A 12,289-nucleotide genomic window follows, 5' to 3' on the forward strand; every position below is an offset into this window, starting at 1 on the left:
CCTTCTTAAAGAGAAGCGTTGCGGTCTTTGGTCTCTTTTTTACTTCGTATAAGTCAATGAGTTCCAGCGGAGTCCGCTGCAGATACATTCATTGATTGGTTTCCTCTACTCTATGCGGAGAAACCTGAATGTTTCAATCAGTTTTGGGATAAAAAACGTGTTGACGCTCCTCTGCTTGACTATTTAATATTCGATAGCTGGCCCCTCCAATATGAAGCGGAACATCCAATTTCTCTAAATTCGGCATACCATTTTTTAAGAAAAGCTCTTGATCTTGATATCTCTGTAAAACTTCTCCCGCAATCCACTCTTGATCGCCTAAAGTGGAAACACTGTGTACTTTACACTCATAAGCGAAATACGCATCAGTTAAAATCGGTATCTCAGCTTTTAGTCCTTCTTCGTATTGAATATGAAATGCTTCAAACTTATTTAAATCTCTGCCGCTATGGGTGCCTAATGCTTGAATGAGTTCCGAACATCTCCCCGGAAGAAAATTCACACCGAAAACGCCGCTTTTCTCAATCAATTTGTAAGTATATGTCTCTTTATTTATCGATATCCCATACATTCCGGGAGAAGATCCAATATACGTATGCCACCCGGAAGCCATTGCGTTTTTTTCACCTTTATATTGAGCCGTAACGACAGCTACCATTCCAGGGTAAGCGTACCAAATGGGTTCATCTATCGGTGCTCTCATCTTCATCGCTCCTTTTGTTTTAGATTCATTAAATTTGAGAGGCACACATCTAAGTCGCCAGGTACTTCTTCAGATGAACCATTCGTTTAGAATTTAATAAATGGGCTTCCAGCAGGCTTTTTGGCATGAGTAACCGAAGCGTCTTATTTTCTGCCATTTTTATACATCCTCCCTTTCGAATATTCATCAGAACGATGCATAAATCATAAACCCTATAGCAACTATAGGGTCAAGGGGATTGTTATTTTTTCCGCACTCTAAATTCTGTGAGGAAGTCTTCTTCTTTTAATGAGTTATAGCTATTTGGAAAAGAAACTTGATATACTTTTCCATCCGTTTGAATACCATGTGATTCAATAAAATGGTACAGTTTTTGATAGTAGTCAAAATAATTTGTTGCCGTGCAATCAAATGAAATACATACATATTCGCCGGATGGGATTGTATCTAACCTCATGTTTTGTTCCCCTGTATCTATCTTTACTCCATCATAAATCGTCGTATAAACGCTGTTGCAATAAATGTCACCGGAATCTTTATAAGGCTTTAAATCATAAATCAGTCCATAATAGTTATCAACGATATCTCCACTTTCTTCAAGAACTTCAGCCAATTTTCGGTAGTACAAATCTGATTGGTCATGAGGATTCACTTGAGGTGCCGTTGCTTTTAAAATGGTTTGGCCTCCTATATGTCGAACATAAACTAGACCTTCTTCTTTTTTAGTGCGGATCTCCAATTGTTCATGAAGCTGGTTCTTTCTTCTTTGAAGCAATTGCCTGGCACATTCGAGTCTTTCCATCTCACGCTCAATCACGCTTTCTTGCTCCTCAAGAAAGGCTTGCATCAGTTCGGGGGTACATGTATGTGAGATCATGCGCTTAATTTCTCCCAACGGCGTTTTAATAGATTTGAGATATTTTATAATATCTAAATAAAAGAACTGTTTAACATGGTAATATCGATAGCCATTATCCTGATCTGTACATTGAGGCTTGAAAATTCCGATCTTATCATAATAGCGCAATGTTTGAATAGAAATGTTATTTAGACGGGCTGTTTCCCCGATTGAAAAATATTCCTTCATTAATCTCATCCTTTCTTTTTAGTTTCTATTCTTTATGTTCATGGTTCTTCTGATCACCGAAATGCGAATGGAAATTAACCACATTATAGCAATTTCGCGGTCGATGGAGTGTATATAAGTCTTGAATATAGCCGTATTCTCAGGGATTGTGCTGGAAAAAACAACAGATATGCGACATACTAAGCCATCTCCAAGTGCAATGTTTAATCCGCCACCTGAACTTGTATACAGATCATGACCATAAACTCTCCCTGAACGGTCTCTTTATCCGTACAAAACGAATAACCGTCGAGTGGCAACGAAATCACCCTTACGATGTCCTCAGGGTCGGAAAACGAAAGCTTCATCGTCACCAGCAAGTTCAGGTATGAAACTTGAAAAGTGAATCATACATCGACATCCATAAGGAGAGAGAAAAAGAAGTCATCGTCGGCCATGATCCGAAGGCAGAGAAAACGCGAAGAAGCGGGGCTGTGGAAATGTTTCAGAGGTTTGATCGGACGGAGAAGGAAAAGCGGAAATAATATCAGTCAGAGGCCGGGAGTAAGACAATATCGGCCTCTTGACTCTTTATTCCATGACTTGAGCAGAAATTTTCTTTCATTAAAATCCGCTGCAAGGGGTTGAAATGGCAAGACCGTCTTTCTGCCATTGGACAATGCCGCCGCTCAAACTCAAAACTTGTTTGAAACCGCCGTTAGCTTGCAGGATGCTGGCCCCTATTGCAGATCGGGCTCCGGAATGGCATTGCACAAGGATTGGACAGTCTTTTCTAATGTCATCCAGACGTTCTTGAAGCGTTCCCAACATGATGTGTTGTGCATTCGGAATATGACCTTCCTGCCATTCAGTCAGATTGCGAACATCAAGCACGTGCACGAATCCGTCATCGACTAATTTTGCGATTTCAGGTGGTGTAATCTCCGCGTACGATTCAAGTGAAAAAGCACCGCTTGCCAGGATTTTGTCCCGATCTATAAACCCTGCCGCATTGTCAATGCCCACAGAGCGCAGCGCTTCCAGGAGTTCGTTCACTTCGGCCGGATTCGTTATGAAGTATACAGGACGAGTGTAGTCGATGAGCCAGCCAGCCCAGTTCGTAAACGCCTTGTTGAATGGAATGTTGATTGTGCCTTTGATATGCCCTTCAGCAAATTCTCGGGAAGAGCGGGTATCCACAATTTGCTCTTTTCCCTGCAAATCTTTCACTTGTTCAATCGAAGTAATCTCTAAAACAGCAGAAAGATCTTTGAGCAATGCAGGACCTTCTTTATTTACTCGTTTCATCACAGCGAAATACTTTGGCGGTTCAGGTTGCCCGTCAAGCAAGGCTTTAACAAATTCTTCTTCATCGGTGTATGCCATTGCCCAGTTAAACATCTTTTCGTAGCCGACAGTCGTAGTTGGAATGGCTCCCAATGCCTTGCCGCAAGCGCTGCCTGCGCCATGAGCCGGCCAAACCTGCAAGTAATCCGGGAGTTGTTTAAACTTTCCGAGGGACTTGAACATCTCTCTTGCTCCCGATTCTGACGTTCCTTTGATTCCCGCCGCTTTTTCGAGCAAATCGGGTCTGCCGATGTCGCCCACAAAGACGAAATCTCCTGTAAAGATGCCGATAGGACGATCCGCATTTCCTCCGCCGTCCGTCAACAGGAAGGAAATGCTTTCCGGGGTATGGCCGGGAGTATGCATAACCTCAAACATCAGGTTTCCGATGGAAAAGCGATCGCCGTCTTTTACAAGTTGATGGTTCAATTCATCGACATATTGGTATTTCCAGTCTGCGTCTCCTTCATCGGAAAGATACAGCTTCGCTTGATGTGTAGCACCGAGTTCGCGAGCGCCGGAAACAAAGTCGGCGTGAATATGGGTTTCTGCGGCCGCTGTGATGTTTAGCCCTTCATCTTCGGCTGCTTGCAAATATGGTTTCAGATTGCGGCCGGGATCAATGACAATTGCCTCCCCTGTTTTTTGGCAGCCAACCAGATAGGATGCATGGGCCAGTTTTTCATCGTAAAAATAGCGCAATAACATGTTGTATTCCCCCTCTTGAAACATTTATCGAAATATATCCTTTTTTGAGTTCGCATCACATCAGTCCTTTTAACATGCCATTCCAATACATGATGGGAAGCAATCTTCTTTTTAACAGGTACATGCTGAATCGTTCCTTGGACTGATCAAATGGAAACGTTTCTTGCGGCACCTTATGATAGTCAAACTCGGCCAGCACGAGTTTGTTGTACCCTGTAACCAAGGGGCACGAGGTATATCCATCGTACTTTGCATCTAATGAAGATCCTTTGATCAAGGACATCAGATTTCGCACCACAACCGGAGCCTGTTTACGAACAGCCGCCCCTGTTTTGGACGTCGGCAGGTTGGCACAGTCACCAATTCCGAAAACATTGGCAAACTTTTTGTGCTGCAGAGTGTACGGATCAACATCGACCCAGCCGCCGGCATCCGCCAATGCGCTTTCTTTGATGAATAGAGGCGCTTTCATCGGCGGCGTCACATGAAGAAGATCATATGCTAATACTTCCTGCTCTCCCGTATCCAAGTTTTCGAACAAGGCTTCTTTTGAATCAGGCCGAATTTCGATTAGATTTCTCTTGTACATCGTTTGGATATCCTTGCGCCGGACGACTTTTTCGAGCGCATTTGCGTATTTGGTGACATCAAAAATGGTTGATTTCGCCGATGCAAAAATCATGTCCGATTGATTGCGAACATTTGACTTGCGAAAATAGTCGTCTGCTAAATACATAATTTTTTGCGGAGCTCCCCCGCATTTCACGGGAGAATCAGGATGAGTGAAAATGGCGGTTCCGCCTTTGAAATTGCGGATATTTTCCCAAGTGCTGTCTACCGTATGATATGAATAGTTGCTGCAAACCCCGTTTTTTCCAACCGCATCTTTCAAGCCTTTGACCCCGTCCCAATCGATTTGCAAACCGGCTGCTGCCACGAGATAATCATAGGAAACGATCGTTCCTTGTTTTGTAAGAAGTGTGTTCTGATTCGGGCGAAACTCTGTTACAGCATCGCCGATCAAGTCTACCCCGGCAGGAATCAGGGAAGCTAATTCGCGCTCGGACTCTTCCTTCTTCGCTGCGCCGCCTCCGACTAATGTCCACAAAGGCTGGTAGTAGTGCTTTGTTTGCGGGTCAATGATGGCAATTTGTCCTTTGAGTTTTTTAGAAGCCCGGACGAGACGGGCGGCGACAGAGATGCCAGCAGTCCCTGCTCCTACAATGACAATGGTATAACGAGCTTGTCTTGCCATAGTCAACCACCTTTTGTTTTAAAAAGTTGCTGTTTGTCTTAAAGATGTGTCTCTCGTTTTTTAAGTTACCATCCATCTTCCTTTTTTTGTATAGGGGAACTCCCCTACTTTTATTTGAGCCCCGTCTTCCCAAGCTGCCAAGGTTAAGAGGCAGTATGTTAGAACGTCAGATCGAGATATTTGTTTTTGATCGCATATTGGATTAATTCGTGTTTCGAGTCCAGTTTTAATTTCTGCATCATATTTGTTTTATGATTTTCGACGGTTTTGACGCTGATTGAGAGTTTATCGGCAATCTCCTTATTGGCATAACCCAGCACAATGAATCTGAGAATCTCCTTTTCGCGAACAGTTAAAACAGAAGGCGGCTTTTGGGAATCTGAATTCAGCCATTGATCAATGATGTCTGGCGATACAGATGTCTTGTAGAAGAGATTGCCCCTGTACACTTCGACAATTGCCTGATAAAGCAACTGATAATGGCTGTTTTTCAAGACGTATCCATGGGCCCCCGCCTCTATCGCTTTTTGGATAAAAATTTCTTCATCATGCATGGTCAAAATCACGATTTTAACAGAAGGGTTCATCTTTCGGATCGCAGTGCTCGCTGTGAATCCGTCCACCCCGTTTGGCATCGACAAATCCATCAGCACGACATCCGGCTTCAACTGTCCGGCGCTAAGAACGGCTTCGTTGCCATTATTGCTTTCTCCCGCAATCTCAATTCCAGAAAAGCCTTCCAAAAGGACACGGATGCCCTTGCGAATCATCATGTGGTCATCGACCAGCAATACCCTGATCACTCCCCCTTCCCCTCCTTGTCCTGTACTTTCACTTTAATCGTCGTTCCTCTCTGAAGTGCAGAGTGAATTCGAAGACTTCCATCCATCTGATCGACTCTCTCTTTCATATGTTTGAACCCCAGGCCTTCCTCTGTCAGCCCGCGTTCAAAACCAATGCCATCGTCCTGAATGATCAAAACGAGCTCGCCGTCTTCTTTGTGCAGTATGACTTCAATAAGTGTCGCCTGCGAATATTTCAGGGCATTATGCAGCGCCTCCTGAATAATTCGGTACAAATTGATTTCAAAAATCGGCAGCAAGCGATTGCTGACATTGCTTGAGGCAAACGTAATAGAAACATCCTGATGAGTCTTGTTTAAGCTGGACACAAGGTGCTCGACAGCAGGAATCAGCCCCAGCTGATCGAGACTGTGCGGCCGCAGCTGGAGAGCGTAGAGCTTGACGTCTTGGATCGCCTTTTCCAATTCATCGATGATTTCCTGCATGTACTCTCTAAATGTTTCTTCCTGCTCCATGCGCGATTGAATCGCTTGAATACCTACTGAAACCGAATAAAGCGATTGCCCTACGCCATCGTGCAGTTCCTGGGCCAGCCGCTTGTGTTCGTTTTCCTGAGTTTCTAGCGTTTTTTGCAGAACAAGCTTGGAGATCCGCGCTTCCTCTTCCTTTTTCTTTATCGTTAAATCTTTCAGAACCAAAAGAACTTCCATTTGATCGCCGTTTTCAGAAATGACAGCCGTACTCATCTCCATGTCGACGAATCGCCCTTCATAGGTGGGCATCGAAGAAAGAAAATAAGGAACTTCCCGCTTGGCCAGCAAATAACAACGCTCTTCTCCCGCTTCCAATTTTCTCGTTTGGCAGTAGGAACAATACGGAACCTTGTCCCCTAATTTCCATCCCGTCATCTTCTCTGCGGACGGGTTCATCACCAGAATTCTGCGTTCCTGATCCATCATGATGATTCCATCCTGCAAGTGGTCGAAGATCTGCCTTAAATAGCCGCTTTCCATTGAGATTCCTTCTTCTTTATACCGTTCAAAAAAAGTCGGTTTTTGACACATCATGGCCCCTCCCTCAGCTATCTATTCCTCGTACAACTGATAGATTCTTTTTAGCTTCTGTTCAAGCTGTTCAAAATGAACAAAACGCGCTTCTCTTAGACATTCGGTTCCCTCAATAAACAAAAGAAGCACAGGAACTGTGAAAACTGAAAACCTGCCGGCAACCTCCTCCACTATGTCAGCATTTATATGTCCTAATTTGATCTTTGGAAAGCGGGCCAACAGCGCTCTAAGCTGAGGCAGAACAGCGTGACAGACTGTGCATTGAGGTCTTGATATATATATAAAACTTAATTGATGATCAGTTATAAATGTCTCAATTGACACCATTGAAGTTAGTTCTACAGCCTCTTTCATCCAATTCCTCCTTCAAAACGGATCATACAGAAATCCTTAAATACGGAAGATATCAACCCAAATTTTCACTGTTGTAAGCAAAATAACGAATATCAAAATACCTTGAAGAACTTTGACATTCATTTTCTTGCCAATGAAAACACCGATCGGGGATGCAATTAGACTGGCAGCCATTACAATCAAAGCCGGTAAAATGGGCACCTGTCCGAATATAAGCTTTGTGGCTGTTGTTCCAACCGATGAAATAAATGTAACTGCGAGCGATGTTGCGATTGTGATTCGTGTAGGTATTTTTAAAACGACTAACATGAGCGGAACAAGCAGAAAAGCTCCGCCCGCACCGACTATGCCCGAAGTCAAACCGACTGCAAAAGTCATGATTGAGGTTAATATCTTTGGAAAGCGAACGTGATCACTTTGATGAGCTTCTGTTCCTGTCTTTGGAATAAACATCATGATGGCAGCGATAATCGCCAATAATCCGTAAACCAGGTTTATGGCGTCTTCAGAGAAAAAATGTGACCCATAACCACCGATCAGACTGCCGATCAAAATACTTAATCCCATGATGGAGATCAGTTCTTTATTTAAGTAACCGTCTTTCCGGTAAGCCCATACACCGGAAAATGTTGCAACAAAAACCTGGGCTGCGACAATACCTGAAACCTGGTGAGCATTAAAACCTGTAAACCCTAATAACACAGGAATATATAATAATAGAGGGTAATTAATTATTGCCCCGCCGACACCAAGCATTCCGGACATAAAAGAGCCAACAAATCCGATGAAAAATATGAGAAGAATAAAAGAGATGTCCACCGGCTTTCCCCCTTTTCTTCAATAAAAAGGGGAATAGTCCCCCCTTTTATCACCTTAACCTTTTTTAAGCCAAAACTTTAGTACACCATCTTCCTCAGTACCTTGAAGCAACTCATGACCGCCTGACTTCGCCCATGCTGTCAGATCACTTTTTGCCCCTTTATCAGTGGCATGTACTTCTAACACTTCTCCGGATTGCAATTCATCCATCGCTTTTTTTGTTTTCACAATTGGCATCGGGCACGCGAATCCTTTAGCATCTATGACTTTATCTGATTTCATGTTTTATCTCTCCCTATCTTCAAATCTATATTCATCCATGAACCGCACAACGGTTTGGTCCAATTTCCATCTCACTTTGTCTGTCAGCATCAGGCATTATTCTGCCCATGTTGGTTTGCCGAATTTCCCGATAGGCATTTGGCTGTGGCGGCAGGTTTTCTGATACAGCACGTCTGAACTCATTTTCATCCAGATTTAAACCGGCATTCTTTTTATATACATCACTCAGCTTAGCTTGAACCTGCCCTTGATCGCCTAATTCACTGACTGTCGAAAAGTGAGCTGGAAGAACAATCAAGTCACCTGATATTTGTTTGTATTTTTCATGCAACGTGTTACGTAAATCCTCTGCCCAGTCCCCGGCTTTTCCAGCCAAGTCTGGCCGGCCGATTGATTCAACAAATAAAATATCTCCTGTTAACAAATAGTGATTATCAACAATTAAAGATGTGCTTCCGATCGTATGGCCCGGTGAGTAGATAGGCTCCACTTTCATGCTTGTGTTTCCTATCGAAACATCATGACCTTCAATTAACGATTCATGCGAAAATCGCACTTCCTCTGCATCTTTTGGCGGCAGGTAGTATGCGGCTCCTGTACGCTCACGCAGTAAACGTCCGCCAGAAATATGATCCGCATGTAAATGTGTATCGACCACATGTTTAATTGTAACGTTTCTCTCTTTTGCAAAATCTATATATGCGTCTACAGTACGAGCAGGGTCAACTACAATCGCTTCTCCGTCAGTCTCAATAAAATAGGATAAACAGCCTTTCCCCATTCTTACGAATTGATAGATTGAGCCTCCTTCTTTCAAGTTTCCTATTTTTACTGGATGTAAAAATTCGCTCCACGCCTTCATGCCGCCTTCAAGCGCAAAAACTCTTTCAAAACCGGCATCCACTAAATGCTGTGCAACCATCTCTGAAGACCCTTGTTTGGCACAAACCACTAAAACATCTTGATCTTTAGGAACTTGGCCTGCAATCTTATCTACACCATCAATTAAATCAAAATACGGAACATTTAAATGCTCAACCCGGCTGCCCTCGATTTTCCAATCACTAAAGGCATCTTTATTTCGTACGTCTAAAATAAAAAACGATTCTTTTCTTAATAGCTTTTCGGTTACTTCTTTTGGTGAAATGATTGTAAAGTCCACTTCTAAACCTCCTTAGATTGTTAGCATCTCATTGGCATCATGTTGCAGTGGTCGCAACTTTTGCAGCCGTTCAATTTATTGATCCTTTTTCAATAGGCCCTGACCACTCCTCCATTCCCCGCACCACATTTTCAACGTCTTTAAAGCCGTTAGCTGCAAGCTGTTTAGCTGCCAGATCGCTTCTATTACCTGTACGGCAAACAACGTACATTTTCCCGTCTCTATTCAGTTCATTTGCTCTTTTTTCAAGTTCACCTAATGGGATTGAAATCGCTCCTGGAATATGGCCGAGACGGTATTCTGCAGGTTCCCGAACATCAACGACTGTTATCCGTTCTCCCGCCTCTACCTTTTTTTGAAGTTCTTCATTTTGAATCACATAAGGAAACGTTTTTTCTTTCTTTATTTCCGAGTGACCTGCTTTACGAAGAAAATGCTTTAATATATCTCCGTCTTCTGTCGTCCCGAGATACTGGTGGCCGCTTCCTTTTGCCCATGCCTGTATATCAGCAAGAGACCCTTTATCAGTAGCATGCACTTCAATTACCTGCCCCGGTTCTAACTCATTAATGGCCTTTTTCGTTTTTACAACGGGCATTGGACAAGCAAGCCCCTTTGCATCTAACACGCGGTTAGATTTGATGTTCATCAATCATCCCTCCATACTCATTTTCTGTATCACGGTTCCATTTGATCGCTCCGGCAACCATATTCCTTAAAGCACCGTTTAATTTGGAGACCGTTATATAAATAAATTCACTTTTGCTTCGTTGGCATCCCCGAGATATGCGGCAACTCCTGCATAATCAATACCATCGATAAGTTCTTCTTTTTGCAAGCCTAACAAGTCCATTGTCATTGTACAGGCAACAAGCTTAACTCCTTGTTCTTGGGCCATTTCAATCAGCTGAGGCAGAGACAACACGCCGTGCTTTTTCATGACATGTTTGATCATTTTAGGCCCGATACCGGCAAAATTCATTTTAGATAATCCGAATTTCTTTGGACCCCGGGGCATTATGAAGCCGAACGCTTTTTCAAGCGGCCCTTTCTTTACTGGCACCGGTTCATCTTTTCTTAAAGCGTTAAGGCCCCAAAATGTATGAAAAATTGTTACCTCATGATCATAAGCAGCGGCGCCATTTGCAATAATAAAAGCGGCAATCGCCTTATCTAAGTCACCGCTAAATAAAACAATGGTCGTTTTTTCTTTTTGGTCTGACATAGATCAACCCTCCTATTTTATATACCTATACCCGCATGGGTATATAATAAACTAAAAAAATATAAGTCAGCTTTTTTATACCCTAGAGGGTATAAAAACAGCAAAAAATTTTTCTTTTAACCAGGGGTATATAGAGGTTGTATCATAAACAACAGCCATCTAAACATTATCTGCTTTTAACCAATAAATTAACGGCTTCTTGAATGAGGTCTTCGGTATCTTCTCCTCTTTCGATTTGAAGGCGAACGCATTTCTCCAAGTTGCTGCTGACAACAACACCAATGGCGCGATCTAATGCGGAACGAACCGCTGACATTTGGCTTACGAGCTCTTTACACTCTTTTCCTTCATCCATCATTTTTAATATCCCTCGAACTTGACCCTCAACTCGTTTGATCCTATTTTTTAATTGATCATCGTATTCCATCAGATTACCTCCCATTTTCTTATGATGATAGCATATCATTTTTATCAACAGTTTCGCGAAACCGTTACTATGCGGATATGAACTGTCCTGCATTTCTGTCATATTCGTTAAGAATCCAGCCTGTGATGACTTTTTGTACAAAACAGCCTATCCTACCGGAAGAATATCTCCCATAACATACATATACCCCTATATGTATAATATACTGAACTGCTGAGGATAAATCAAATTTTAGGCTCCTGTAAGGAAAGGGAAGTATTAATAAGCACTCCTTTAAAATTAAAAAATACAGCGATATCTTCAGCGTCAGGGGCGAAAGAGCTTGGGATTTCATGAGCTGTGTGTCGCAGATCGCGGATGAAGATGTTTGATGAGCTTTACCGGGCGGAGAAAGAAAAAGGATGCAGAAAAAGCCGGATCGTTTTCCGGCTTCCGCTATTTCTTTTCAAAAAACAAGAAATCACTTTATGCTGCTGGATATAAACATTGAAGCATCTTGATTCATAAAAATACGATGGCCGTGATAGAATGTCTTCATTTCAGTTGATTTAAATCCAACATCGGATAATCTTTTTTTCAATTCTTCGTGCGAAAAACCGCTGTGAACTTTCGGATGTTGAATTTTATCGTTTTGGTCAAAATCAATAATCATGAGCTTTCCGCCATTATTTAAAACACCGAACAATTCTTGTAAAATTTTATCCGTTTCCGGAATATGAAGAAGGACGAGTGACATTAAAACGATGTCTGCCTTCAGTTCAGGAGTTTCTTCGGTAAAATCTGAATAAAGCACTTTTGCGTTGGCGATTCCTTTGCGAGAAATTTTAGCATTAGCCACCTCCAGCATTTGTTTTGATGAATCGACCAACAAAATAGAATGTACTAAATCTGATAATTCTAAACTAATGAGACCCGTACCGCTCCCATAGTCGATTAAAGATTTTGATTGACTATTTCGCAATTCCTGTCTTACTTCATTCACGATCACTTTTGCTAATTCAATTCTTTCTTCTGTATCATATCGTTTTGCCATCTGTTCAAAAACGTTATTTTCCATATTCCACTTCCTAT

At 42.4% G+C, this 12,289-nt stretch carries 15 protein-coding genes; 1 reads left to right on the top strand and 14 read right to left on the bottom strand.

The window, feature by feature from the left end:
- Positions 1-133: 133 nt before the first annotated feature.
- Complete coding sequence (locus tag M1D67_RS14595; protein ID WP_039072867.1) at positions 134-703, bottom strand: flavin reductase family protein; 570 nt, start codon at positions 701-703, stop codon at positions 134-136.
- A gap of 241 nt (positions 704-944) precedes the next feature.
- Positions 945-1,790, bottom strand: a complete 846-nt coding sequence (locus M1D67_RS14600; protein WP_224067305.1) for a MerR family transcriptional regulator — start codon at positions 1,788-1,790, stop codon at positions 945-947.
- A 374-nt stretch (positions 1,791-2,164) separates the two neighbouring features.
- Between M1D67_RS14600 and M1D67_RS14605 the strand changes: the two genes are divergently transcribed.
- Positions 2,165-2,314, top strand: coding sequence for a hypothetical protein (locus M1D67_RS14605; protein ID WP_156125050.1), 150 nt, complete (start codon positions 2,165-2,167; stop codon positions 2,312-2,314).
- A 79-nt stretch (positions 2,315-2,393) separates the two neighbouring features.
- Here the strand turns inward: M1D67_RS14605 and M1D67_RS14610 are convergent, their stop codons facing one another.
- The 12 genes from M1D67_RS14610 to M1D67_RS14665 form a co-directional block, all read right to left on the bottom strand.
- A complete protein-coding gene (locus M1D67_RS14610; protein WP_096748249.1) occupies positions 2,394-3,824 on the bottom strand; it encodes an MBL fold metallo-hydrolase in 1,431 nt (476 codons plus the stop codon).
- Positions 3,825-3,879: 55 nt separating this feature from the next.
- Positions 3,880-5,079 (bottom strand): NAD(P)/FAD-dependent oxidoreductase, encoded by a 1,200-nt coding sequence (locus tag M1D67_RS14615; protein ID WP_195257681.1) that lies wholly within the window; start codon positions 5,077-5,079, stop codon positions 3,880-3,882.
- A gap of 158 nt (positions 5,080-5,237) precedes the next feature.
- The gene (locus tag M1D67_RS14620) at positions 5,238-5,882 is read right to left on the bottom strand and encodes a response regulator (protein ID WP_224146145.1); all 645 of its coding nucleotides are present in this window, start codon (positions 5,880-5,882) and stop codon (positions 5,238-5,240) included.
- Complete coding sequence (locus tag M1D67_RS14625) at positions 5,879-6,946, bottom strand: PAS domain-containing sensor histidine kinase (RefSeq protein WP_122934933.1); 1,068 nt, start codon at positions 6,944-6,946, stop codon at positions 5,879-5,881. The genes M1D67_RS14620 and M1D67_RS14625 overlap by 4 nt, the downstream gene beginning before the upstream one ends.
- 21 nt (positions 6,947-6,967) lie before the next feature.
- Entirely contained in the window at positions 6,968-7,303 is a 336-nt protein-coding gene (locus M1D67_RS14630) for a thioredoxin family protein (protein ID WP_039072872.1), read from the bottom strand.
- A gap of 36 nt (positions 7,304-7,339) precedes the next feature.
- Entirely contained in the window at positions 7,340-8,122 is a 783-nt protein-coding gene (locus M1D67_RS14635; protein ID WP_023855296.1) for a sulfite exporter TauE/SafE family protein, read from the bottom strand.
- A 54-nt stretch (positions 8,123-8,176) separates the two neighbouring features.
- A complete protein-coding gene (locus M1D67_RS14640; RefSeq protein WP_023855297.1) occupies positions 8,177-8,404 on the bottom strand; it encodes a sulfurtransferase TusA family protein in 228 nt (75 codons plus the stop codon).
- Positions 8,405-8,435: 31 nt separating this feature from the next.
- Complete coding sequence (locus tag M1D67_RS14645) at positions 8,436-9,566, bottom strand: MBL fold metallo-hydrolase (RefSeq protein ID WP_457982292.1); 1,131 nt, start codon at positions 9,564-9,566, stop codon at positions 8,436-8,438.
- Positions 9,567-9,636: 70 nt separating this feature from the next.
- Positions 9,637-10,215: a sulfurtransferase TusA family protein gene (locus M1D67_RS14650; protein ID WP_212110779.1), complete on the bottom strand. Its 579-nt coding sequence runs from the start codon at positions 10,213-10,215 to the stop codon at positions 9,637-9,639.
- A 93-nt stretch (positions 10,216-10,308) separates the two neighbouring features.
- Positions 10,309-10,791, bottom strand: a complete 483-nt coding sequence (locus tag M1D67_RS14655) for a DsrE/DsrF/DrsH-like family protein (protein ID WP_101561122.1) — start codon at positions 10,789-10,791, stop codon at positions 10,309-10,311.
- A gap of 166 nt (positions 10,792-10,957) precedes the next feature.
- Positions 10,958-11,218: a metal-sensitive transcriptional regulator gene (locus tag M1D67_RS14660; protein WP_009327831.1), complete on the bottom strand. Its 261-nt coding sequence runs from the start codon at positions 11,216-11,218 to the stop codon at positions 10,958-10,960.
- A gap of 460 nt (positions 11,219-11,678) precedes the next feature.
- Positions 11,679-12,275, bottom strand: a complete 597-nt coding sequence (locus M1D67_RS14665) for a class I SAM-dependent methyltransferase (RefSeq protein ID WP_025811092.1) — start codon at positions 12,273-12,275, stop codon at positions 11,679-11,681.
- Positions 12,276-12,289: the final 14 nt, after the last annotated feature.

Source organism: Bacillus sp. PK6-025, assembly GCF_056530265.1.

What these genes read in the sequence shown, in the direction of transcription:
- M1D67_RS14595 (WP_039072867.1), bottom strand. Translation starts at nt 703, where the DNA reads ATGAGAGCACCGATAGATGAACCCATTTGGTACGCTTACCCTGGAATG.
- M1D67_RS14600 (WP_224067305.1), bottom strand. Translation starts at nt 1,790, where the DNA reads ATGAAGGAATATTTTTCAATCGGGGAAACAGCCCGTCTAAATAACATT.
- M1D67_RS14610 (WP_096748249.1), bottom strand. Translation starts at nt 3,824, where the DNA reads ATGTTATTGCGCTATTTTTACGATGAAAAACTGGCCCATGCATCCTAT.
- M1D67_RS14615 (WP_195257681.1), bottom strand. Translation starts at nt 5,079, where the DNA reads ATGGCAAGACAAGCTCGTTATACCATTGTCATTGTAGGAGCAGGGACT.
- M1D67_RS14625 (WP_122934933.1), bottom strand. Translation starts at nt 6,946, where the DNA reads ATGTGTCAAAAACCGACTTTTTTTGAACGGTATAAAGAAGAAGGAATC.
- M1D67_RS14630 (WP_039072872.1), bottom strand. Translation starts at nt 7,303, where the DNA reads ATGAAAGAGGCTGTAGAACTAACTTCAATGGTGTCAATTGAGACATTT.
- M1D67_RS14640 (WP_023855297.1), bottom strand. Translation starts at nt 8,404, where the DNA reads ATGAAATCAGATAAAGTCATAGATGCTAAAGGATTCGCGTGCCCGATG.
- M1D67_RS14650 (WP_212110779.1), bottom strand. Translation starts at nt 10,215, where the DNA reads ATGAACATCAAATCTAACCGCGTGTTAGATGCAAAGGGGCTTGCTTGT.
- M1D67_RS14655 (WP_101561122.1), bottom strand. Translation starts at nt 10,791, where the DNA reads ATGTCAGACCAAAAAGAAAAAACGACCATTGTTTTATTTAGCGGTGAC.
- M1D67_RS14660 (WP_009327831.1), bottom strand. Translation starts at nt 11,218, where the DNA reads ATGGAATACGATGATCAATTAAAAAATAGGATCAAACGAGTTGAGGGT.
- M1D67_RS14665 (WP_025811092.1), bottom strand. Translation starts at nt 12,275, where the DNA reads ATGGAAAATAACGTTTTTGAACAGATGGCAAAACGATATGATACAGAA.